This is a genomic window from Burkholderia cepacia complex sp. TUM26381 (assembly GCF_057439935.1).
In genome coordinates, this window is record NZ_CM172007.1 from 1,234,235 (window position 1) to 1,257,005 (window position 22,771).

The 22,771-nt window shown below is 67.5% G+C and carries 24 protein-coding genes; 21 read left to right on the forward strand and 3 right to left on the reverse strand.

The annotated features are described in order from the left end of the window. The first annotated feature begins 71 nt into the window (after nucleotides 1–71). Both tecA and ACWMMN_RS22325 read left to right on the forward strand, forming a co-directional pair. A complete protein-coding gene (gene tecA / locus ACWMMN_RS22320; protein ID WP_059240090.1) occupies nucleotides 72–551 on the forward strand; it encodes a type 6 secretion system effector deamidase TecA in 480 nt (159 codons plus the stop codon). A 291-nt stretch (nucleotides 552–842) separates the two neighbouring features. After that, complete coding sequence (locus ACWMMN_RS22325) at nucleotides 843–1,736, forward strand: IclR family transcriptional regulator (protein WP_059240092.1); 894 nt, start codon at nucleotides 843–845, stop codon at nucleotides 1,734–1,736. Between the two features lie 101 nt (nucleotides 1,737–1,837). On the opposite strand, the gene ACWMMN_RS22330 is transcribed toward ACWMMN_RS22325, so the two are convergent. Beyond that, nucleotides 1,838–2,917, reverse strand: coding sequence for a porin (locus ACWMMN_RS22330; RefSeq protein ID WP_059240094.1), 1,080 nt, complete (start codon nucleotides 2,915–2,917; stop codon nucleotides 1,838–1,840). 436 nt (nucleotides 2,918–3,353) lie between these two features. Between ACWMMN_RS22330 and ACWMMN_RS22335 the strand changes: the two genes are divergently transcribed. From ACWMMN_RS22335 to ACWMMN_RS22405, 15 genes are all read left to right on the forward strand, one after another. Next, nucleotides 3,354–3,671, forward strand: a complete 318-nt coding sequence (locus ACWMMN_RS22335) for a non-heme iron oxygenase ferredoxin subunit (protein ID WP_006489883.1) — start codon at nucleotides 3,354–3,356, stop codon at nucleotides 3,669–3,671. 1 nt (nucleotide 3,672) lies between these two features. After that, nucleotides 3,673–3,984 (forward strand): recombinase-like helix-turn-helix domain-containing protein, encoded by a 312-nt coding sequence (locus ACWMMN_RS22340; protein WP_059240097.1) that lies wholly within the window; start codon nucleotides 3,673–3,675, stop codon nucleotides 3,982–3,984. Nucleotides 3,985–4,038: 54 nt separating this feature from the next. Then, on the forward strand, nucleotides 4,039–5,109 hold the full coding sequence (locus ACWMMN_RS22345; protein WP_059240099.1) for an aromatic ring-hydroxylating dioxygenase subunit alpha: 1,071 nt from the start codon (nucleotides 4,039–4,041) through the stop codon (nucleotides 5,107–5,109). Continuing rightward, on the forward strand, nucleotides 5,102–5,872 hold the full coding sequence (locus ACWMMN_RS22350; RefSeq protein WP_174991285.1) for an SDR family oxidoreductase: 771 nt from the start codon (nucleotides 5,102–5,104) through the stop codon (nucleotides 5,870–5,872). Before ACWMMN_RS22345 ends, ACWMMN_RS22350 begins: the two co-directional genes overlap by 8 nt. A gap of 29 nt (nucleotides 5,873–5,901) precedes the next feature. Beyond that, nucleotides 5,902–6,429 (forward strand): cupin domain-containing protein, encoded by a 528-nt coding sequence (locus ACWMMN_RS22355; RefSeq protein ID WP_059240103.1) that lies wholly within the window; start codon nucleotides 5,902–5,904, stop codon nucleotides 6,427–6,429. An 18-nt stretch (nucleotides 6,430–6,447) separates the two neighbouring features. Continuing rightward, complete coding sequence (locus ACWMMN_RS22360; RefSeq protein ID WP_059240104.1) at nucleotides 6,448–7,359, forward strand: alpha/beta fold hydrolase; 912 nt, start codon at nucleotides 6,448–6,450, stop codon at nucleotides 7,357–7,359. Between the two features lie 79 nt (nucleotides 7,360–7,438). Beyond that, complete coding sequence (locus ACWMMN_RS22365; RefSeq protein WP_486423961.1) at nucleotides 7,439–8,296, forward strand: IclR family transcriptional regulator; 858 nt, start codon at nucleotides 7,439–7,441, stop codon at nucleotides 8,294–8,296. Continuing rightward, nucleotides 8,293–9,090 carry an SDR family oxidoreductase gene (locus ACWMMN_RS22370; RefSeq protein ID WP_059240109.1) on the forward strand — a complete coding sequence of 266 codons (798 nt, stop codon included), beginning with the start codon at nucleotides 8,293–8,295 and terminating at the stop codon, nucleotides 9,088–9,090. The genes ACWMMN_RS22365 and ACWMMN_RS22370 overlap by 4 nt, the downstream gene beginning before the upstream one ends. Further along, nucleotides 9,083–10,750 (forward strand): thiamine pyrophosphate-binding protein, encoded by a 1,668-nt coding sequence (locus ACWMMN_RS22375; RefSeq protein ID WP_059240111.1) that lies wholly within the window; start codon nucleotides 9,083–9,085, stop codon nucleotides 10,748–10,750. Before ACWMMN_RS22370 ends, ACWMMN_RS22375 begins: the two co-directional genes overlap by 8 nt. Beyond that, nucleotides 10,743–11,558 carry an aspartate dehydrogenase gene (locus ACWMMN_RS22380; RefSeq protein ID WP_059240112.1) on the forward strand — a complete coding sequence of 272 codons (816 nt, stop codon included), beginning with the start codon at nucleotides 10,743–10,745 and terminating at the stop codon, nucleotides 11,556–11,558. Before ACWMMN_RS22375 ends, ACWMMN_RS22380 begins: the two co-directional genes overlap by 8 nt. Nucleotides 11,559–11,630: 72 nt before the next feature. After that, nucleotides 11,631–13,121, forward strand: coding sequence for an aldehyde dehydrogenase (locus ACWMMN_RS22385; RefSeq protein ID WP_059240114.1), 1,491 nt, complete (start codon nucleotides 11,631–11,633; stop codon nucleotides 13,119–13,121). An 18-nt stretch (nucleotides 13,122–13,139) separates the two neighbouring features. Then, a complete protein-coding gene (locus ACWMMN_RS22390; protein ID WP_059240116.1) occupies nucleotides 13,140–14,102 on the forward strand; it encodes a VOC family protein in 963 nt (320 codons plus the stop codon). Continuing rightward, nucleotides 14,099–15,343 (forward strand): NAD(P)/FAD-dependent oxidoreductase, encoded by a 1,245-nt coding sequence (locus ACWMMN_RS22395; protein ID WP_059240118.1) that lies wholly within the window; start codon nucleotides 14,099–14,101, stop codon nucleotides 15,341–15,343. Before ACWMMN_RS22390 ends, ACWMMN_RS22395 begins: the two co-directional genes overlap by 4 nt. 37 nt (nucleotides 15,344–15,380) lie before the next feature. Continuing rightward, entirely contained in the window at nucleotides 15,381–16,781 is a 1,401-nt protein-coding gene (locus ACWMMN_RS22400; protein ID WP_059240120.1) for an MFS transporter, read from the forward strand. Between the two features lie 158 nt (nucleotides 16,782–16,939). Beyond that, nucleotides 16,940–17,488, forward strand: coding sequence for a GNAT family N-acetyltransferase (locus tag ACWMMN_RS22405; RefSeq protein WP_059240121.1), 549 nt, complete (start codon nucleotides 16,940–16,942; stop codon nucleotides 17,486–17,488). A gap of 9 nt (nucleotides 17,489–17,497) precedes the next feature. Here the strand turns inward: ACWMMN_RS22405 and ACWMMN_RS22410 are convergent, their stop codons facing one another. Both ACWMMN_RS22410 and ACWMMN_RS22415 read right to left on the reverse strand, forming a co-directional pair. Next, nucleotides 17,498–17,905, reverse strand: a complete 408-nt coding sequence (locus tag ACWMMN_RS22410) for a RidA family protein (RefSeq protein WP_059240123.1) — start codon at nucleotides 17,903–17,905, stop codon at nucleotides 17,498–17,500. Nucleotides 17,906–18,000: 95 nt separating this feature from the next. Beyond that, nucleotides 18,001–18,927 (reverse strand): ADP-ribosylglycohydrolase family protein, encoded by a 927-nt coding sequence (locus tag ACWMMN_RS22415; protein ID WP_059240124.1) that lies wholly within the window; start codon nucleotides 18,925–18,927, stop codon nucleotides 18,001–18,003. A 178-nt stretch (nucleotides 18,928–19,105) separates the two neighbouring features. Here ACWMMN_RS22415 and ACWMMN_RS22420 point away from each other — a divergent pair, with 178 nt between their 5' ends. The 4 genes from ACWMMN_RS22420 (at nucleotide 19,106) to ACWMMN_RS22435 (ending at nucleotide 22,747) form a co-directional block, all read left to right on the forward strand. Then, on the forward strand, nucleotides 19,106–19,339 hold the full coding sequence (locus tag ACWMMN_RS22420; protein WP_059240126.1) for a DUF3079 domain-containing protein: 234 nt from the start codon (nucleotides 19,106–19,108) through the stop codon (nucleotides 19,337–19,339). Nucleotides 19,340–19,532: 193 nt separating this feature from the next. Next, nucleotides 19,533–21,200 (forward strand): hydroxylamine reductase, encoded by a 1,668-nt coding sequence (gene hcp, locus ACWMMN_RS22425; protein ID WP_486423962.1) that lies wholly within the window; start codon nucleotides 19,533–19,535, stop codon nucleotides 21,198–21,200. Between the two features lie 13 nt (nucleotides 21,201–21,213). Then, the gene (locus ACWMMN_RS22430) at nucleotides 21,214–22,236 is read left to right on the forward strand and encodes a 2Fe-2S iron-sulfur cluster-binding protein (protein ID WP_486423963.1); all 1,023 of its coding nucleotides are present in this window, start codon (nucleotides 21,214–21,216) and stop codon (nucleotides 22,234–22,236) included. Nucleotides 22,237–22,333: 97 nt separating this feature from the next. After that, nucleotides 22,334–22,747, forward strand: coding sequence for a PPC domain-containing DNA-binding protein (locus ACWMMN_RS22435; RefSeq protein WP_486423964.1), 414 nt, complete (start codon nucleotides 22,334–22,336; stop codon nucleotides 22,745–22,747). Nucleotides 22,748–22,771 lie beyond the last annotated feature (24 nt).

Genomic DNA, 22,771 nt, shown 5'->3' on the forward strand with positions numbered 1-22,771 from the left:
TATCGTAATAAGATATGAGGTTATTGCATTGGCGGGACGATGACGTTCTGCTTCCCCTAAAAGGAGCTTCCATGCAACTGACCCAGCTAGGCGGGCATGTCGCCCAATCCGGTACCGCCGAACGGCAAAAACACGCGCAGGCGCTGATGTTCGGGATGGCGAACATCGACGAGTACGTATCCCGCGGCGTCTGCTACGACGCCGCGGCCTATGTCCGGTATCTGCTGCGCGCCGACGCGATGATCGCGCCCGGTGCGCTGCTCGATACGATCGGTCAGCTGTGGAGGACGCGGTTCAACTTCGAGACCGGCGATCAGTGGGACGGGCGCGCGAGCATTCCGGCGGGCACCGCGGTCGGCTTCGCGCGCGGCACGAATGTCTTTCACGCGGCGATCGCCGTCGGCGGCACTCGGATCCGCGGGATAAACGGCGGCCTGCTGGGCGCGGGATGGCTGCATACGGTCGACCTGGCTCGGGTGCTGCAGCCGGATCCGGCCGGCGGCTTCACGTACGACCGCACGAACATTCGCGTCTATCTGTCGCGCCTGTAGCCGCTCAGGCGTCGGGTTCCACGCCGGGCATCGTTGCCCGGCCGTGTGCCGCGCATCCGTGCCGCGCCGCGCGGCCGCCGGCCTGACGTTCGGCGATTTCCGCATGGCGTCGCGCTCCAACGCTGCTATCCTCTCGACCTTGAATGACGCCTCATGGAGGCGTGGATGCCCATGCTGCATCGCGGCGACGCGCACCGGTGCGAGCCCGGGCGCGCGCTGAGGTAGCATGACTGAATATCCACGATGATCCATGACCCGTTTCGTGACTGATTTCCTTCCGTCCATGTCCACATGGTCAAGACAACGATGAGCGACGCACCCGATCCGGCGACGCCCGGCGACGACGAGTCGTCCGGCGGCGCTTCGTCCTATCTGGTGCCGGGGCTCGAACGCGGGCTGCGGATCCTCGCCGAATTCTCCGCGCGCGAGCCCGTCCTCGGCGCGCCCGAACTGTCGAAGCGCATCGGCATTCCGCGCACGACCACGTTCCGCCTGCTGCAGACGCTCGAGGCGCTCGGTTTCCTCGAGCGCGTGAACGGCGACCGCTATTTCCGGCTCGGCGTCGGCGTGCTGCGGCTCGGCTTCGAATACCTGAACTCGCTCGAACTGACCGATCTCGGTACGCCCGTGCTCGAACGGTTGCGCGATTCGACCGGCCTGTCGACGCATCTGCTGATTCGCGATCAGCGCGATGTCGTGTTCGTCGCGAAGGCACAGAGCAATGCGTCGATGTTCGGTTCGGTGAAGGTGCACGTCGGCACGCGCTTGCCCGCGCATGCGACGGTGCATGGCCACGTGCTGATGGGCGACCTCACGCGCGACGCGCTGCGCCAGCTCTATCCGGAGAAAAAGCTCGAACAGTTCACCGAGCGCACGCCGGGCAGCGTCGACGAGCTGTACGAACGCGTGCGGCATTACGCGCGGCTCGGCTATGCGGTCAGCGAGGCGGCGTTCGAGAGCGGCATTTCGGCCGTGACTGCACCCGTGCGCGATCATTCAGGCTCGATCGTCGCGGCGATCACCGCGACGGTGCCGCGCTCGGAGATCGGCGAGGCCCGCGAGAAGGAGCGGCTCGTCGAAGCCGTGTGCGGGGCGGCGGTCGATCTGTCGCAGCGACTGAACTACCGTCCGCTCGAAAGCGACCCGACGTTCGCGCATGCGCGCCACAAGGTCGCGATGTTCTGACGCCGGCGCGTCGGACGGGCCGCGGCACGCGGCATCGCAAAGGAAAGAGAGCGGCCCGCGGGCCGCTCTTTTCATGTCGGGCACCGAATGCCCTGCATCGCTCAGAACGAGTGGTGGATCCCGGTCAGCACGATCACCTGGTTCGCGGTGCTCGACACGCCGGCCGTGAAGAACGCGGCCTGGGCGCCGCCCGAGCCGTGTTCGTAGAGCACGTTCGCATACAGCTGCGTGCGCTTCGACAACGCGTAGATGTCGCCGAGCTCGACCTGCGTCCAGCGGCGGCCGGCCAGCGTCGTGGTCGCCGCACCGCCCGCGATCGTATTGAACGCGCTGCTGCGGTAGTTCACGCCCGCGTCGTAGCTCTGGAACGTATCCGAATAGCCGTTCGACTGCATCTTCGTGCGCGTGTAGAGGCCATGCACGAGGAAGTCGCCGAACTGGTAGGACGCGCCCGCGCCGATGTTCTCGACCTTGTTCGCGAGGTAGCCGTTCGCGGTGTTCTGCCCCTGGAACGACGTAATGCCCGTCTGGCTGATTAGGATCGAGCGGTCGTGCTCGTTCGAGTACACGGCCGACGCCTTGAACGGCCCGTTCGCATAGTTCAGCGCGACACCGACCGACTTGCCGGTCGAGAAGTTGGTCGTGTTGCCGAAGGCCAGCGTGGCCGCGGCCGAGAAGCCCGCGAAGGTCGGCGAACGGTACTTGACCGCGTTGTTGTACGGCACGTTGCCGGTCGCGGCGAGCCCGTCGATGTTGCCGGGGTGGAACGCGTACCAGCTCATCGCGAGGTAGGCCGTGCTGAGCGGATCGAGATAGTCGAACGTCAGTGGCGTCTGGCGGCCGAGCGTCAGCGTGCCGTAGCGCTCCGAGCTGAGGCCGACGTACGCCGCGCGGTTCCAGATCGTGTTCGCGGTCGCGAACTGGCCGTTGTTCGTATAGAAGCCGTTTTCGAGCTGGAAGATCGCCGACAGGCCGCTGCCGAGGTCTTCCTTGCCTTTCAGGCCCCACCGGTCGGGCTGCGTGTTGCCCTGGATCATCGCCCATTTCGCGTGGCCGCCGACGTTGTTCACGTAAGCGACACCCGCATCTAGGCTGCCGTACAGCGTCACGCTGCTCTGCGCCCACGCGCCCGACGCGGCGCCCAATCCGATCACTGCTGCTGCTACCGCATGCTTGACCATTTGATCTCCTGAATCTCCAACCTGATGAAAACGTGCCGTGGCGGCATGCACGCGGACGGTCGTCCGTCGCGCGGTTGTCCGCTATCCGGTGGGCATTTTTATGTTCCATATAAGGAACAGTGTGCCTCTGATGGAATGGAGTATAGAGGCGTCAAGCGCCGGATCAAAAATAAATTTTTCGGGACGGATGGGTGCCGGATCGATGCCCGGCAGTGGTGCGCGGCGCCTCGACAAACCCGGTAAATCCCCGCCATACAAAGAAAAATTACATTTGATAAGGCGGTCGGGCGCGATCCCCGACCCACCGGTCAGTATTTTCCCTAGGACATGCAGCTTTTTGTTTTACTCGTGGAAAGTCACTCCTATAATCACCATCCATAAACTGCTGTTCCGGGTATGGAACAAACCGAGAGTCGATCAGAAGGAAGGGTGTGAGATGTCTGAACAATGGATTTGCGCCGGTCATGCCGGCGCGCTGTCGGAAGACACGCCGATCGAGTTCAAGCGGACCGACGGCGTGGAAATCGGGATCTACCGCGTCGGCGACGACGTGTATGCGCTCGAAAACGTGTGCCCGCATGCGTACGCGCTGCTGACGCAGGGGTTCGTCGATGAAGGCACCGTCGAATGCCCGCTGCACGAGGCCGTGTTCGACATCAAGACGGGCGAATGCCTGAAGGGTCCGGGCGGACGCGCGCTGAAGCAGTACGCGGTGCGCCTCGCCGGCGAGGAAATCCAGATCAAGGTGGAATGACATGAAAGAAGCGACCGTCAACTTCAATCCCTTCCTGAAGCCGTGGGTGGCGCCGCAGCCGAACAACGTCGCGGGCAAGGGGCAGATCGAGATCCCCGGCCAGGTCGAGAACCAGGTCTGGCAGAACCGCAAGGCCGCGCCGACCCAGTACGAGAACGACCTCGGCGATGCGCTCGAACGCGTGTTCGAAGCCGGCGCAACCGAGCTGGACGACGTCGTCGCGGGCCTGAACCGCATCGGCTTCCGCGCGCCGGACGGCACGGCGTGGAGTGCCGAACGTTTCCGCGCCGAAATGGCCGCGCTCGCGGAATGAGCGCGCCGCGCGCGTGACCGCCGACCCGACGACAACCGCATCCGGAGCACACTGATGACGTCCCCCGTACAACACGCAGTCCAACACGACCCGGTCCGTGACTATCTCGACCGCGGCATCAAGAACTACTGGTATCCCGTTGCACCGAGCTGGCAGGTGTCGAATGCGCCCGTCGGCCTCACGCGCCTGTCCGAGCAGATCGTGCTGTGGCGCGATCACGACGGCAAGGTCCACGCACTGGAAGACCGCTGCCCGCACCGCGGCGCGCGCCTGTCGCTTGGCTGGAACCTCGGCGGCAACATCGCGTGCTGGTATCACGGCGTCGAAATCGACGGCGGCGGCACGGTCAACCGCGTGCCGGCCGTCTCGAACTGTCCGCTCGAAGGCACGAAGTGCGTGAAGTCGTATCCGGTCGAAGAGAAGGCCGGCGCGATCTTCCTGTGGTTCGGCGACGAAGCGCACGGCGAGCCGGCGCCGCTGAACCTGCCCGAAGAACTGGTTGCCGACGAGTACGGGCACTTCCTGTGCGTGTCGAACTGGAAGTGCAATTACCAGTACGCGATCGACAACGTGATGGATCCGATGCACGGCGCGTACCTGCACGCGACGTCGCACTCGATGGCCGAAGGCGACAAGCAGGCCGACATGCGCGTGCGCAAGACGGAAACGGGCCTGATGTTCGAGAAGATCGGCCAGCGCGACGTGAACTTCGACTGGGTCGAACTCGGCGAAACGGGCTGCCTGTGGATGCGCCTCGCGATTCCGTACAAGCAGAAGTTCGGCCCGGGCGGCAACTTCGGGATCATCGGCTTCGCGACGCCGGTCGACGGCGACAACTGCCAGGTCTACTTCTGGCGTACGCGCAAGGTCAGCGGCTGGCAGCGCGACGTATGGCGCTTCATGTACCGCAACCGCCTCGAAGGCCTGCACTGGGACGTGCTCGAGCAGGACCGCTACGTCCTCGAAAGCCTCGCGCCGCACGCGCGCGATCACGAATACCTGTACCAGCACGACGTCGGCATCACGCGCGTGCGCCGGATGTTGCGTCAGCGTGCGCAGGAACACCTGTCGGCACTCGACGCGCACCGCGCGGCTCACGCCGCTTCGGAGCCCGCGAATGGCTGAGCTCGCTCCGGTCGTGTCGCTGCCGGGGCGCCGCGTGCTCGTCACGGGCGGCGCGCGCGGGCTCGGCGCGGCGTTCGTGAAGGCGCTCGTCGCGGCCGGCGCGCAGGTCGCGTTCGGCGACGTGCTCGTCGAAGAGGGCCGCGCGCTGGCCGCAGCGCTCACGCAAGCCGGCCACGCTGCGCACTTCTTCGCGCTCGACCTGGCCGATCCGGCCAGCATCGACGCCTTCGTCGCGCAGGGCGCGGCGGCGCTCGGCGGCATCGACGCACTGATCAACAACGCGGCGATCACGAACTCGGGCGGCAAGCTGTCGACGGAGCTCGACGTGCCGACATGGGACGCCGTGATGAACGTGAACGTGCGCGGCGTGTGGCTCGTCAGCAATGCAGCGCTGCCGCACCTCGCACGGTCGGGCCGCGGCGCGATCGTGAACCTCGCGTCGGACACTGCGTTGTGGGGCGCGCCGAAGCTGCTCGCGTACGTCGCGAGCAAGGGCGCGGTGATCGCGATGACGCATGCGCAGGCACGCGAGTTCGGCGCGCACGGCGTGACGGTCAACGCGATCGCGCCGGGGCTCACCGAAGTCGAGGCGACCGCCTACGTACCGGCCGAGCGCCACGCGTTCTACATGCAGGGCCGCGCGCTGACACGTGCGCAGGTGCCCGAAGACGTGACGGGCCCCGTACTGTTCCTGCTGTCGGACGGCGCGCGCTTCGTGACGGGTCAATTGCTGCCGGTGAACGGCGGCTTCGTAATGAATTGATGTTTTCACACTGAATGAAGGAGAGGACGATGGCGGACGCCGATCTCGAACGCAAGTCGTGGGACCAGCCGGAAGGCGCAAGCTTCAACGACTGGATGGAAGGGCGCGTGGCGCGCTACGCGACACGCCGTTACGACTGGGACGCGCTGAAGTTCCAGGCCGACTACGACCCGAAGTACCGCCGTGCGCAGATGCGCTACGTCGGCACGGGCGGCACGGGCGTCGCGAAGGACATCAACACGGTGCCGGCCGGCGGCTTCACGTTCTCGACGATGGTCATCCCGGCCGGCAACATCGGCCCGAGCCACATCCACATGGACGTCGAGGAAATCTTCTTCGTGTTGCGCGGCAAGATGAAAGTCATCTGCGAGCGCGACGGCGAGACGTGGGAAGCGATCCTCGGCGAGCGCGACCTGATCTCGGTGCCGCCGGGCGTGTATCGCACGGAAATCAACATCGGCGAGGAAGATGCGCTGATGTGCGTGATGCTCGGTTCGCCGAAGCCGATCACGCCGACGTATCCGCCCGATTCGCCGCTCGCGAAGATCAAGCGTTGAAACGGAGCGGGTGAAGCAATGAGTGTCATCGACAAACGTGAACGCGACCGCACCGCGGCGTTCGCCGCGCTGCTCGGGCAGTTTCCCGAGCAGCGTTGCGCGGCCGGCGCGGCGGGCACGATCGGCTACCGTGAAGCCGGCGCAGGCGAGGCCGGCGCGCAGCATGCGGGCCGCACGCTGCCCGTCGTGCTGCTGCACGGGATCGGCTCGGGCGCCGCATCGTGGGTCCGCCAGCTCGACACGCTCGGCGCATCGCGGCGCGTGCTCGCATGGGATGCGCCCGGTTACGGCGTGTCGACGCCCGTGCACGGCGCGTCGCCGGCTGCCGCCGATTACGCGGCATCGCTGAACGCGTGGCTCGAGGCACTCGGCATCGAACGCTGCGTGCTGGTCGGTCATTCGCTCGGCGCGATCGTTGCGGGCGGTCTCGCCCGCGTGATGCCCGCGCGGATCGCCGGCCTGCTGCTGGTGTCGCCTGCTGGCGGTTATGGCAGCGCACCGGCCGAAACGCGCGAATCGCGCCGCGACGCGCGGCTCGCGATGCTCGCGGAACTCGGCCCGGCCGGGCTCGCCGAGCAGCGCAGCGGCAACATGCTGTCCGGTTTCGCGAACGAGGAGGCGAAGGCGTGGGTGCGCTGGAACATGGCGCGCATCGTGCCGGCCGGCTACGCGCAGGCCACGCATCTGCTCGCGAACGCAGACCTCGCGACCGATCTCGCCGGCTTCCGCGGCCGCACGGCCGTGGCCGTCGGTGCGAACGACGCGATCACGCCGCCCGCCGCGTGCGAGCGGATCGCCGCGGCCGCGCACGTCGCGCTGCAGGTGATTCCGCAAGCCGGTCATGCCGGCTACGTGGAAGCGCCGGCCGTTTATTCCGCACTGATCGACGGCTTCTGCCGCCAGTGCGACCAACAGCGGGGGCTGGGATGAAAAACCCCCACGCTCACATTCGTTCGCTGCCCCCCAAGGGGGCGGATGTCTCCCTTGGGGCGGCCCGGCGGGAGGCATCATGAGCGAACCGCTGCAACAAAGCGAATCCGAAAACGCGAAGGCCGAAGCCAACTATGTGGTGCCGGGCCTCGAACGCGGGCTGCGGATTCTCGCCGAATTCTCGCCGCGCGAGCCCGTGCTCGGCGCGCCCGAACTGTCGAAACGGCTGGGCATTCCGCGCACGACGGTGTTCCGTCTGCTGCAGACGCTCGAATCGCTCGGCTTTCTCGAGCGCGCGGACAAGGATCGCAACTACAAGCTCGGCATCGCCGTGCTGCGGCTCGGCTTCGAATACCTGAGCTCGCTGGAGCTGACCGATCTCGGCTTGCCGGTGATCGAAAGCCTGCGCGATGCGACCGGCTTCACGACGCACATCGTGATCCGCGACGGCCGCGACGTGGTGTTCGTCGCGAAGGCGCAGAGCCAGTCGCCGGTGTTCAGCTCGATTCGCGTGAACGTCGGCACGCGCCTGCCCGCGCATGCGACGACCCACGGCCACGTGCTGATGGGCGACCTGTCGCTGAAGGAACTGCACGCACTGTATCCGGAAGGCGCGCTGAACCGGATGACGAGCGCGACGCCGGAAACGGTCGACGCGTTGTACGACATGATCCGCGAGGATGCGCTGCGCGGCTACGGCGTCAGCAATTCGTCGTTCGAGCGCGGGATCTCGGTGGTGACGGCGCCGGTGCGCAACGAGACGCAGAGGATCGTCGCGTGCATCACGGTGACGGTGCCGCGCCCGGAGATCGACGCGGCGTTGATCGCGGACGGGCTGATCGACAAGGTGCAGCGCGCGGCGGCGGAACTGTCGCGGCGGCTCAATTACCGCTCGGATGACGAGCACACGTTTCTGAAGGCTTTAGGACTCCGATGATTCAGATCGATCTGACCGGGCAGGTTGCGGTGGTGACGGGCGGTTCGTCCGGCATCGGCCTCGCGACGGCCGAACGGTTCCTGCAGGCGGGTGCGTCGGTTGCAATCTGCGGCCGCGACAGCGACCGCCTCGAGCGCGCCGAAGCGATGCTGCGTGACAGGTACGACGGTGCGCACTTGCTGGCTACGCGCTGCAACGTGCTCGACGAAGCCGACGTGGCCGCGTTCGCGCAAGCGGTCACAGCACGCTTCGGCCGTGCCGACATGCTGGTCAACAACGCCGGCCAGGGCCGCGTGTCGACCTTCGCCGACACGACCGACGACGCGTGGCGCGAAGAACTCGAGCTGAAGTATTTCAGCATCATCCGCCCGACGCGTGCGTTCCTGCCGCTGCTGCGCGACGCGCAGGCGCCGACGATCACGTGCGTGAACTCGCTGCTCGCACTGCAGCCCGAGCCGCACATGGTCGCGACGTCGTCGGCGCGCGCGGGCGTGCTGAGCCTCGTGAAGTCGCTCGCGACCGAGCTGGCGCCGCAGCGCATCCGCGTGAACTCGATCCTGATCGGCATCGTCGAGTCGGGCCAGTGGCGTCGCCGCTACGAAACGCAGGCGCAGCCCGGCGAAAGCTGGGAAGACTGGACGGGCGCGCTCGCCCGCAAGAAGAACATTCCGCTGAACCGCTTCGGCAAGCCTGACGAGGCCGCCTGGGCGCTCTTTTATCTCGCAACGCATCTGTCGTCGTACACGACGGGCAGCCATATCGACGTTTCTGGAGGCTTTGCACGCCATGTCTAAAAAAACCACGGTTGGCGAGCTGATTGCCGCCTTTCTCGAGCAGTGCGGCGTGAAAACCGCATTCGGTGTCATCTCGATCCACAACATGCCGATCCTCGACGCGATCAACTCGCGCGGCAACATCCGGTATGTCGGCGCGCGCGGTGAAGCCGGTGCGTTGAACATGGCCGACGGCCTGGCCCGCGTGTCGGGCGGCCTCGGTGTCGCGTTCACGAGCACGGGCACGGCGGCGGGCAACGCGGCCGGCGCGATGGTCGAGGCACTGACGGCCGGCACCGCGCTGCTGCACGTGACGGGGCAGATCGAAACGCCTTACCTCGACCAGGATCTGGCGTACATCCATGAAGCCCCCGACCAGCTGTCGATGCTCGACTCGATCTCGAAGGCCGCATTCCGCGTGCGCACCGTCGAAACCGTGCTGCCGACGATCCGCGAAGCCGTGCGCATCGCGCAGACGGCGCCGACGGGCCCGGTGTCGGTCGAGATTCCGATCGACATCCAGGCCGCCGAAATCGAATGGCCGGAAGATCTCGCGCCGGCCCATGTCACGGTGCGCGAGCACGACACCGCGCGCGTCGCGAAACTCGCCGACGCGCTGGCGGCGAAACGTCGTCCGCTGCTGTGGCTCGGCGGCGGTGCGCGCCACGCTCGCGAGGAAGTCGAACGCCTCGTGAAGCTCGGCTTCGGCGTCGTGACGAGCGTGCAGGGCCGTGGCGTGCTGCCCGAAGATCATCCGGCGACCCTCGGCGCGTTCAACGTGCACGCGTCCGTCGAAGCGTTCTACAAGACCTGCGATGCGCTCGTCGTCGTCGGCTCGCGCCTGCGCGGCAACGAGACGCTGAAGTACAAGCTCGCGCTGCCGCAGCCGCTGTTCCGCGTCGATGCCGAGGCGCTCGCCGACAACCGCGGCTATCGCAACGAGCTGTTCGTGCACGGCGATTCGAAGCGCGTGCTGGCCGAACTGGCCGACCGCCTCGAAGGCCGCCTGTCGGTCGATCCGCAATTCGCGGCCGATCTCGCGGCCGCGCGCGAGCAGGCCGTCGCCAGCGTGGCGGAGGGCCTCGGGCCCTACAAGAAGCTGGTCGACACGCTGCAGGGCGCCGTCGGCCGCGACTACAACTGGGTGCGCGACGTGACGATCTCGAACAGCACGTGGGGCAACCGCCTGCTGAAGATCTTCGAGCCGCGCTCGGGCGTGCATGCGCTCGGCGGCGGCATCGGCCAGGGCATCCAGATGGGCATCGGCGCGGCGCTCGCAGGCGCAGCGGCGAAGACGGTCTGCCTGGTTGGCGACGGCGGCCTGATGGTCAACGTCGGCGAACTCGTCACGGCCGTGCAGGAAAACGCGAACGTGATGATCGTGCTGATGAACGACCAGTGCTACGGCGTGATCCGCAACATCCAGGACGCGCACTACGGCGGCCGCCGCTGCTTCGTGCAGCTGCACCAGCCCGATTTCGCGCAGTTCTGCGCGAGCTTCGGCCTCACGCACTACCGGATCACGTCGCTCGACGACGCCGAAGCGATCGTGCGCGAAGGGATGGCGAAGGAAGGGCCGGTGATGGTCGAGGTCGACATGCTGTCGGTCGGCTCGTTCGCGTCGAACTTCGCCGGCCCGCCGGTGAAGAAGGAAGCGCCGACGGAGCGCCAGTATGCGTAACGCCCACGCACCCGTCGACGTCGCGATGATCGGCTTCGGTGCGATCGGCGCGGCCGTGTACCGCGCAGTCGAGCACGATGCGTCGCTGCGTGTCGCGCACGTGATCGTGCCGGAACACCAGCGCGCGGCGGTGCAGGGCGTGCTCGGCGGCGCGGTGGAGGTCGTGTCGTCGGTCGACGCACTGGCCCGCCGCCCCGAGTTCGCGCTCGAATGCGCGGGCCACAGCGCGCTCGTCGATCACGTCGTGCCGCTGCTGAAGGCCGGCACCGACTGCGCAGTCGCATCGATCGGCGCACTGTCCGATCTCGCGCTGCTCGACGTGCTGTCGCAGGCGGCCGACGAAGGCGGCGCGACGGTCACGCTGCTGTCCGGCGCGATCGGCGGCATCGATGCGCTGGCGTCCGCGAAGCAGGGCGGCCTCGACGAAGTGCTGTACGTCGGCCGCAAGCCGCCGCTCGGCTGGCTCGGTACGCCCGCCGAGGCATTGTGCGACCTGCGCGCGATGACCGAGGAAATGGTGATCTTCGAGGGCACCGCGCGCGATGCCGCGCGGCTGTATCCGAAGAACGCGAACGTCGCGGCCACCGTCGCGCTCGCGGGCCTCGGGCTCGACGCGACCCACGTGCGCCTGATCGCCGATCCGGCGGTCGAGCGCAACGTGCACCGCATCACCGCGCGCGGCGCATTCGGCGAGATGTCGCTGGAAATGAGCGGCAAGCCGCTGCCCGACAACCCGAAGACGTCCGCGCTGACGGCGTACTGCGCGATCCGCGCGCTGCGCAACCGCGCGGCCCGCTGCGTGATCTGACCGGGCCTTGGACCGTCCGCCCGCGCCACGGCGAGGGCGGATGTGCAGAGACAGATTTGTGGGACTTGTGACATGACTCCTTTCGATACGAGCCTCGTACCCGACGGCACCATCCTGATCGGCGGCGAGTGGCGGCGCGGCCGTGGCGCGCCCTACGCGAGCATTTATCCGGCCGACCAGTCGCTGAACATGGAAGTGTCGACCGCGAATGCGGAAGACGCGGCCGAAGCCGTCGAGGCCGCCGACGCCGCGTGGCGCCGCGCCGACTGGGCCGGGCTGAAGCCGCACCAGCGCGCGCAGGTGCTGTACCGCATCGCCGACCTGATCATGCAGCGCCACGAGGCGCTCGCGAACCTGCAGCGTCGCGACAACGGCAAGCCGATCGGCGAGACCCGCGTGCTGGTGGCCAGCGCCGCGAACACGTTCCGCTATTTCGCGGCGTGCCTCGAAACGCTCGACGAAGAACTGACGCCGTCGCGTGGCGATTACCTGACGATGAGCGTGTACGAGCCGATCGGCGTGATCGCGGCGATCACGCCGTGGAATTCGCCGATCGCGTCCGATGCGCAGAAGCTTGCGCCGGCGCTCGCGGGCGGCAATGCGGTGGTGCTCAAGCCGGCCGAAGTCACGCCGCTCGTGTCGCTCGCGCTGGCACGCATCTGCGAGGAAGCCGGCGTGCCGAAGGGCGTGCTGAGCGTGCTGCCGGGCAAGGGCTCGGTGATCGGCGACGTGCTCGTGCGTCATCCGCTGGTGAAGAAGGTGTCGTTTACCGGCGGCACCGAAGTGGGCCGCGGCATCGCGCGCATCGCGGCCGAGAAGCTGATGCCCGTGTCGCTCGAACTCGGCGGCAAGTCGCCGACGATCGTGTGCGACGACGCCGATCTCGATCACGCGGTCAACGGTGTGCTGTACGGCATCTTCAGCTCGTCCGGCGAGGCGTGCATCGCGGGTTCGCGGCTGTTCGTGCAGCGCGCGGTGTACGACGAATTCATGAAACGCCTGGTGGCCGGCGCCCGCAAGCTGCGCGTGGGCGACCCGACGCGGCCCGACACGCAGATGGGGCCGCTGATCACCGCGAAGCATCGCGAATCGGTCGAGCGCTACGTCGCACTGGGCCTCGAGGAAGGCGGCCGCCTGCTGTGCGGCGGCGAGCGGCCGTCGGGTGACGGGCGCGAGCACGGCTTCTTCTATCAGCCGACGATTCTCGAAGGCCTGCCGAACAGCGCGCGCATTTGCCAGGAAGAAATCTTCGGGCCCGTGCTCGTCGCGATGCCGTTCGACGACGAAGCGTCGCTGATCGCGCAGGCAAACGACAGCGTGTTCGGCCTCGCGGCCGGCATCTGGACGCGCGATTACAAGCGCGCCTGGCGCATCGCGCGCGCGCTCGAAACGGGCACGGTGTGGATCAACACGTACAAGCTGTTTTCGATTTCCACGCCGTTCTCGGGCTGGAAGGAGAGCGGGATGGGGCGCGAGAAGGGCCGTCTCGGCATTCGCGAGTACATGCAGCAGAAGAGCCTCTACTGGGGCTTGAACGACGCGCCGCTGCCGTGGGCGAACTGAGCGAAGGGGAATGACGCAATGAGCATTTTGGGAATCGAGCAGATCACGTACGGCGTCGACGACCTCGCGACCTGCCGGCGCTTTTTCGCCGACTGGGGGATGAAGGAAGTTGCGCACGACGACACGCGCGCGCGTTTCGAGACGCTGAACGGCTGCACCGTGCTGGCCGTCAAGGCCGACGATCCGGCGCTGCCGCCGGCATTCGAAGCCGGCCCGACGCTGCGGGAAGTCACGTGGGGCGTGCCGACGCAGGCCGAACTCGATGCGCTGCGCACGAAGCTCGCCGGTCAGCCCGGCTATTACGCACAGGACGATGCGGTCGGCTGCATCGACCCGAACGGGATGGCGATCCGCGTCGAAGTCACGCGCAAGCGCGAACTCGACATCACGGGCTCGCCGTCGAACGTGTGGGGCCAGACGCTGCGCGTCGACCAGCCGAGCCCGATCTATGCACGTGCGGAGCCGGTCGAGGTCGGGCATGTCGTGTTCTTCACGAACTGCCTCGACGCGCAGGAAAAGTTCTATCACGAGTTGCTGGGCTTCGAGACGTCCGATCGCTACCCGGGCCGCGGTGCATTCATGCGCTGCGCGCCGCACGGCGGCCATCACGACCTGTTCCTGCTTGCATTGCCGAACGGCAAACGCGGCCTGAACCACGTCGCGTTCACCGTGCGCGACATCCACGAAGTGTTCGGCGGCGGCATGCACATCGACCGCTGCGGCTGGGAAACGCAACTCGGCCCGGGCCGCCATCCGGTGTCGTCCGCGTACTTCTGGTACTTCCAGAATCCGGCCGGCGGCCTGATCGAGTACTACGCGGACGAAGACATGCTGACGCCCGAGTGGCAGCCGCGCGAATTCGAGCCGGGCCCGACCGTGTTCGCCGAATGGGCCGTCGACGGCGGCCTCGACGGCAACACGCGCCGGCAGAAAGACGCGAAGGCGCCGGAAGGCAAGTTCATGACGGAGCGCAAATCATGACCGAAGCGAATACGCCCGCGCAGCCTGCGCCGGGTACGGTCGTCGTGATCGGCGGCGGCCAGGCGGCCGGCTGGGTACTGAAGACGCTGCGCGCGGAAGGTTACGCGGGCCGTCTCGTGATGATCGCCGACGAGGCGCATCTGCCGTACGAGCGTCCGCCGCTGTCGAAGGCCGTACTGGCCGGCGACGCCGACATCGAAACCGTGCGCGTCGTGCGTCCCGACGAATTCGACGCGCTGAACGTCGAAGCATGGCAGCCGGAGCGCGCGGCCACGATCGACCGCGCACGCCGCGTGGTGGCGACCGCGAGCGGCCGCGAGATCGAATACGACCGGCTCGTGATCGCGACCGGCGGCACGTCGCGCCGCTTGCCCGATGCGATCGTCAATACACCGAACCTGCATTACCTGCGCACGCTCGACGAAGCGGCCGCGCTCGGCGAGCAGCTGCGCGCGAGCCGGCGCGTGCTCGTGATCGGCGGCGGCTGGATCGGCCTCGAAGTCGCGGCGACCGCGCGCAAGCTCGGCGTCGACGCCGTCGTGGTCGAAGGCGCGCCGCGGCTGTGCGGCCGCTCGGTGCCGCAGATCGTGTCGGATTTCCTGCTCGACCTGCATCGTTCGAACGGTGTCGACGTGCGGACCGGCGCCGCGCTCGCGTCGCTCGATGCGCAGCCTGACGACGCATCGAAGGTGCGTGCGACGCTGGCCGACGGCACGACGATCGACGCCGATTTCGCGGTGGCCGGCATCGGCCTCGCACTGAACGCGTCGCTCGCGAGCGACGCGGGGCTGGCGGTCGACGACGGGATCGTCGTCGACGAATACGGCGCGACCAGCGACCCGGCGATCTTCGCGTGTGGCGACGTCGCGAACCACCACAACGGCTGGCTGAAGCGGCGCGTGCGGCTCGAATCGTGGGCCAACGCGCAGAACCAGGCGATCGCGGCGGCGAAGGCCGTGCTCGGCGTGCGCGCACCGTACGCGGAGATTCCGTGGTTCTGGTCCGATCAGTACGACGTGAACCTGCAGATCCTCGGTGATCTGCCGGCCGATGCGCAGCTCGTCGTGCGCGGCGATCTCGCCGCGCGCCGTGCGACGCTGTTTTTTGTGGGCGACGGGCATGTGAGAGGTGTCATCGCCGTGAACAACGCACGCGAGCTGAAGCTCGCGCGCAAGTGGATGAACCAGGGCCGGGCAGTGGATACGGAAGCCCTGGCAGACACGACCAAAGCGCTTGCCTGACGGCCAATACGGCAAAAAGATCCAGGAGACACCCCGCATGAGCACTTTCGACAACGTCGTGGCCGGTCGCGCCACGATGGAAGCTGCCGCCTCCACGCCCGGCGCGATCATCGCGCGGCTCGAGCGGCTTCCGGCCAACTCGATGCAGATCCGTGCGCGCGTGCTGATCGGCACCGCGACGTTCTTCGACGGCTTCGACGTGATCACGATCGCGGCGACGCTGCCGTTGCTGATCCACAAATGGGGGCTGTCGCCGACGCAGATCGGCATGCTGATCGCGTCCGGCGCGATCGGCCAGCTGATCGGCGCCTTCCTGTTTCCCGCGCTCGCGGAGAAGCACGGCCGCGTGAAGGCGATCGCGTGGAGCTCGGCCGTGATCGGCATCACGAGCATCGCGTGCGGCTTCGCGCCGACCTTCGAAGTGTTCGTGCTGCTGCGGATCCTGCAGGGGCTCGGGCTCGGCGGCGAGCTGCCGGTCGCCGCGACGTACATCAACGAGATCACGCGTGCACATGGCCGCGGCCGTTTCGTGCTGCTGTACGAGATCGTGTTCCCGATCGGCCTGCTCGTGTCGATGGCGCTTGGCGCGTGGCTCGTGCCGCGCTTCGGCTGGGAGATCATGTACTTCGTCGGCGGGCTGCCGCTGATCCTGTCGCTCGTGCTCACGCGCCTCGTGCCGGAATCGCCGCGCTGGCTCGCGTCGCGCGGGCGGCTCCCGGAAGCCGGGCGTGCGGTCGGCGTGTTCGAAGCGTCGGTGCGCGGCGAGCTGCCGCCCGTCACGCAGGCGGCCGCGTTCGACGAGATGGTGCGCCAGCATCCGAAGCGCAAGATGAGCGACCTGTTCAGCGCCGCGTATCGCAAGCGCACGCTCGCGGTGGCGACGCTGTGGGCGACCTGCGGGTTCATCCAGTACGGGCTGTCGACGTGGCTGCCGACGATCTACAAGAACTTCTATCACGCGCCGCTGCAGCTCGCGCTGAACCTCGCGGTGATCGGCTCGGTGATGGGCGTGCTCGGGTCGCTGGCCTCTGCATTGCTGGTCGACAAGCTCGGCCGCAAGCCGGTGATCGTGTGGTCGTTCGTGCTGTGCGCGCTGTCGCTGGCGTTCGCGGGCATCTATCACGCGTCGTCGGTGTACGTCGTCGCGATCTTCTGTTCGCTGTCGCTCGGGTTGATGGCGTCAGGGTTCATCACCGCGTACGTTTACACGCCGGAGCAGTATCCGACGAGCATCCGCGCGTCGGGCTGCGGGCTCGGCAGCGCGTGGCTGAAGATCGCGTCGTTCGTCGCGCCGATGGTCGTGCCGCACGCGATCATCGGCGGAAACCTCGCGCCGGCGTTCTACCTGATCGGCATCGTGCCGCTGATCGCGGCGGTGACCGTGCACTTCGTCGGGATCGAGACGAAGGGGAAGGTGCTGGAGGCGCTGGAGGCGTAAGCACATTCCGCAACGCCGGATGAAGCGAAGGGAAAGGCCCGGGCGATGTTCCCCGGGCTTTTTCGTTTTGGGGCGATCCGTCGCCGCGAACGGGCGCGATTGTTGACGGTCAGCTTGCGTGTTCTAATTCACGATCCCGATTTCGTCAGACCATTGCCATGCCCCTGTTCGAACCCGTCACGCTGCATACCTCCCGCCTCGTCCTGCGGCCGCTTCGCGAAACCGATGCGCAGGCGTTCTTCGAAATCTGGTCGGACGCGCAGGCAATGCGCTATTTCTCGTTCTCGCCGATGACGCAGATCGAACAGGCCGCGGCGCGCGTCGCGCGCAACCTGACGACGTCCGCGAGCGGGCAGGACCTGATCTGCGTGCTCGAACTGCGGGAAACCGGCGAAGCGCTCGGCGAATGCGTGCTGTTCCATGCGAACGAACAATGCCGGCGTGCCGAGATCGGCTTCAGCCTGCGGCGCAAGTTCTGGCGCGGCGGATACATGCGCGAAGCGGCGACGGCCGTGATCGGCCACGCGTTCGGCACACTGAAGCTGAACCGGATCGAGGCCGACATCGATCCGCGCAACGTCGCGTCGGCGCAGCTGCTCGAACGGCTGGGCTTCGTTAGGGAAGGGCTGCTGCGCGAACGCTGGATCGTGGGCGGCGAAGTGTCGGACAGCGCGCTGTACGGGCTGCTGGCGAGCGATCGCCGCTGACGTTGCGCCTCAGCCGGATGACTTCGCGGCGGGAACGATCGCGAATGCATCCACTTCGACCAGCACATCCGTGCGGAACAACGACGCCACGCCTACGAGCGCGCTCGCGGGCGGGCATGCGGTATTGACCCAGCGGTCGCGCACCTCGCGAATCTGCGGCAACAGGCTCGAGTCGAAATCGCGGACATAGATCGTCAGCCGCGCGACGGACTCGAAGCCGACGCCCGCGGCACGAAGCGTAGCGGCGATGTTCCGGAACACCTGATCGAGCTGCGTCGCATGATCGGCGCCGACGACGGCGCCTTCGGCATCGAACGGCACATGTCCGGACAGATACAGCGGCTGACCGCCTTCGACGAGTATCGCCTGCGAAATGCCGGGAATCGTGGCGCCGGGGGGATTGATTGCACGCAGCATCGGAGCATCCTCTCAGGTTGATGCAGTGGTTCGGGGCGGCCGGATCGGGCTCGCCAGGTTCGACTCAACGGACGGCCGGCGGCCGTGCATGTCGCTCACAGCTTCGCGAGCCAGCCCTCGACCCGCTCCTTCCCGCGCAGCGTCGCGACCCATCGATCGGGCAATGCCGGTTCGCCATACAGCGCACCGGCGAGGCTGCCGGCGATGGCCGCGGTCGTATCGGTGTCGTTGCCGAGCGCGATCGCGTGCTTCACGCAGTCCTCGTAGCTGCCTGTCGACAGCAGGCAATGGATCGACGACCAGAAGCTGTCGACCACGTAGCCCGATCCTTGCGGTGCGTCGAAGCGGCCGTCGAGCACGATCTTCAGCTCGATTTCGTCGGCCGTGCCTTCGTAGCGCATCAGCAGTTCGTTTTCGGCTGCGCGCACCGCATCGGGCGCGGGTTGACCTTCGACGATTCCCATTGCAGTGAGGCTGTAGAGCGCACAGCCAAGCTGCGAGCGCACGTGGCCGTGCGTGACGACACTCTGCCTGCACGCGAGCCGGATCGCTTCATCGCGCGATGCGGCGACCATCACGACGGGAAAGCAGCGCATCAGCGAACCGTTGCCGTTGTCGCGCTCGTCGGCCGGCCCGGCGGCTGAAGGCGCCGCGCCGGCCGCCAGCGCATGGAACGCGCGCTGCGTCTGCAGGCCGACATCGAACACGCGGCCGTCCGGCGTGAATGCGCCGCGATGGAACCAGTCCTGCAGGTTGCCGGCGAACGTGTCGAGATTCAGGTCGCGGTCGTGCCCTAACGCGTCGAGCAGCGCGAGCGCCTGTGCGCCGTCGTCGCTCCAGGTGCCGGGCGGCACACCGTCGTGCGCGCGTGCGAAGCCGGGCGGCGGCGTCATGTCGATCGCAGCGGGCGGCGGGATCGACGCGGCGTCGTGGAATTCGTACGGCACGCCCAGCGCGTCGCCGATCAGCAGGCCAAACAGGCCGCCGCGCAGGCGGGCGCTTCGGTTCGGAGTCGAGGTCATCGGAGGCGGTCGGGTAGGCGGCTTGCGTCGCGGAATACCGTGCAGACTAGACCAATCGCCCGCGCATGCCTAGCCGATACGCTGCGGCCGGTGCGAACGAATGCCGCATGGCCCGTGTGTGCCGCTGAACTAGAGTCGAACGGTAGCGGATCAAACGACACCGGGAAGACGACACATCATGGCCAAGAAATTTCCGCTGCATCCCGTGCATCCGGAGCGGATTTGCTGGGGATGCGACAACTACTGCCCGACACACGCGATGCGCTGCGGCAACGGCTCCAGCCGCACGCAGCACCCAAGCGAACTGCTCGGCGACGACTGGTACCGATATGGCGACTGGGGCATCGAATGCGCGGATGCCGGCAACGACAGCAAACACGAACACACGACCGAAACCGGCGAGCGGTCGTAGCGACAAGTTGCCTCACCCGCACACGTTCCGTTTCTTGATCTGCATCACGGCCACGAAAAGCGCGCCGAAACATCATGAACAAAGATGCACACGAAAAGCATCTTGAAGCGGGCGGGATGCCCGGCGGCCAGGAACCTGCGTTCCGCCGCCGTCGCGCCGACCCGCGTCCCCATGATCGAGAAAGGAGAGCAGCGTGTATTGCTATCAATGCGAACAGACCGACCGGACCGGCGCGCGGCCCGGCTGCGCATCGGCGAAAGGCAACTGCGGCAAGGATGCGACAACGGCCGACCTGCAGGACCTGCTGGTCCACGCAGTGAAGGGCATCGCGCAATACGGCGCGATCGCGCGTGCGGCGGGCGCGCCCGATCGCGACGCGGACCGGTTCGTGCTGTACGCGATGTTCACGACGCTGACCAACGTGAATTTCCACGCGGCGCGCTTCGTCACGCTGCTGCGTGAAGCGGCGCAGACGCGCGACCGCGTGAAGACCGCATGCGAAGCGCATGCGCGGGCGGCGGGAGCGATCGTGCCTGCCCCGCAGGGGCCGGCGACGTGGCAGCCGGCGGCCGATCTGACCGGCTTGCTGGAGCAGGCCGCCTCCGTCGGCGTGGACAACGGGCTCGACATCGTCGGCGCGGACATCGTCGGCCTGCGTGCGCTGGTGCTGTACGGGCTGAAGGGTGTGTGTGCGTATGCGCATCATGCGCGTGTGCTCGGCTACGAGCGCGACGACATCTACGAAGGCGTCGAGGCGGCGCTCGCGTTTCTCGCGAGCGACCCCGACGACGTGAATGCGCTGCTCGCGCAGGCGCTCGAACTCGGCCGGCTGAACCTGACGGTGATGGAACTGCTCGACAGCGCGAACACCGGCCGCTTCGGCGCGCAGCAACCGACGGCCGTGCGCGTGTCGCCGGTCGCGGGCAAGGCGATCCTCGTGTCGGGCCATGATCTCGGCGACTTGCATGCGCTGCTCGAACAGACGGCCGGCACGGGCATCCACGTGTACACGCACGGCGAAATGCTGCCGGCGCACGCGTACCCGATGCTCAAGGCCTTTCCGCATCTCGTCGGCAACTACGGCGGCGCGTGGCAGGACCAGCAGAGCGATTTCGCGCATTTCCCCGGTCCGGTCCTGATGACGTCCAACTGCATCATCGAGCCGATGCCGCAATACCGGCAGCGCATCTTCACGACGGGGCCGGTCGGCTGGCCGGGCGTGCGCCATCTCGAACATCACGATTTCTCGATGCTGATCCACGCAGCGCAGGCGCTGCCCGGTTTCCCGGCCACGGCGCCGGAGGAATCGATCACGGTCGGGTTCGGCCGGCATGCGGTGCTCGGCGTCGCGGACCAGGTCGTCGAGGCGGTCAAGGCCGGACAGATCCGCCATTTCTTCCTGATCGGCGGCTGCGACGGCGCGGCGCCGGGCCGCAACTACTACACCGAGTTCGCGGAGCAGGCGCCCGGCGATACGGTCGTGATGACGCTCGGCTGCAACAAGTACCGGTTCAACCGGCATGCGTTCGGTGACATCGGCGGCATTCCGCGCCTGCTCGACGTCGGGCAGTGCAACGACAGCTATTCGGCGATCCGGATCGCCACGGCGCTCGCCGACGCGTTCGAATGCGGCGTGAACGACCTGCCGTTGTCCCTCGTGATCTCATGGTTCGAGCAGAAGGCGGCGGCCGTGCTGTTGACGCTGCTCGCGCTCGGCCTGCGCAATATCCGCCTCGGGCCGACGCTGCCGGCATTCATCACGCCGGGCGTGCTCGCGGTGCTGGTCGAACAGTTCGGCATCCAGCCGATCGGCGACGCCGGGTCCGACCTGGCCGCGTCGCTGGCGCGCAACGCCGCTTGAGCGGGATCGTTCGATGACCTACCGGATCGAGATCACGACACGCGACGGCGAGCGGTTCGGCTTCGGGTGCGATGCCGGACAGGATCTGCTGTCGGCGGCGGCCGACGCCGACATCACGCTGCCGTCGCAATGCCGGCGTGGCAGTTGCGGCGCGTGCCAGGCGACCGTCGTCGACGGCGCGTACGAGATGCAGCCCGACACCGCGGGCGTGCTGCCGGCCGGGCAGCGCGGCGCGGTCCTGCTGTGCCGGACCACGCCGCGTGGCGATCTGCGCATCGCCGCACCGTACGACCGGACCAAGGTGCTGCTGCATCCGGTGCCCGTGCGTGCCGCGCGGATCGCGGCGCTCGAGACGATCGCGGCCGACACGATGCGCGTCGAGTTGCAGGTCGAACCCGACGACGCATCCGGTGCGGCCGTGGAGTTCGAGCCCGGCCAGTTCGCGGAGCTGGAGGTGCCGGGCAGTGGCCTGCGTCGCCCGTATTCGCTGGCGAACACGAGCAACTGGGACGGGCGCCTCGAATTCCTGGTCCGGCTGCGGCCGGGCGGGTGGTTTTCGACCTACCTGCGCGAGCATGCACGGCCGGGCGATCCGCTGACCGTGCGCGTGCCGATGGGCGGCTTCGGGCTGTTCGCGGACAGCCTGCGGCCGCGCTGGTTCGTCGCGGGCGGCACGGGGTTCGCGCCGATCCTGTCGATGCTGCGGCGCATGGCCGACTATCAGGAGATGGCGGACGCGCGGTTGTTCTTCGGCGTCAATCAGGAAAGCGAACTGTTCATGCTCGACGAACTGGCGCGATTGCAGTCCGAGCTGCCGCAGTTGCGCGTCGATCTGTGTGTATGGCGGCCGGATGGGGAGTGGGCCGGGTATCGCGGTACGCCGGTCGATGCGTTGCGCGCGGCGCTTGCGCGGGCGGGGGCGCCGCCGGATATCTACGTATGCGGGCCGCCGCCGCTCGTGCAGGGCGCGCGCGAGGCGGCGACGGCAGCGGGGGTGCCGGATGCGCAGTTCGCGAGCGAGCGCTTTACCGTGTGAGGTCGATGCGCGGCCGTTTCAGAGTTGGATGACTTGCCGGATTCACGGGGCGAACGTACGCTTTGCCGATACCACGGTCCACCACGGGTTCTCGACCATGCAAGCCCATCCCCTGCGTCTTTCCCCCGGCGACGACTTGCGCGGCGCCATCGAGGCGGCATTGCGCCGGCACGGCGCGCACGCCGCCTTCGTGATCCAGGGCATCGGCAGCCTGAGCGTCGCGCAGTTGCGCTTCGCCGGCGTCGACCAGCCGGCCGAGCTGCGCGGCGACCTCGAAATCCTGACGCTGGCCGGCTCGGTGTCGCCGGACGGCGCACACCTGCACATGTCCGTCTCGGATGCGGACGGCCGCGTAACGGGCGGCCATGTGGCGAGCGGCTGCGTGGTACGCACGACGGCCGAGATCCTGCTCGCGCTGCTGCCTGCGCATCGTTTCTCGCGCGAACCCGACGCGGGCACCGGCTTCAACGAACTGGTGATCCGGCGCGAACCAGGCGGCGACGCCGCATAAAAAAATGGCGCCGCGGCCATTCGG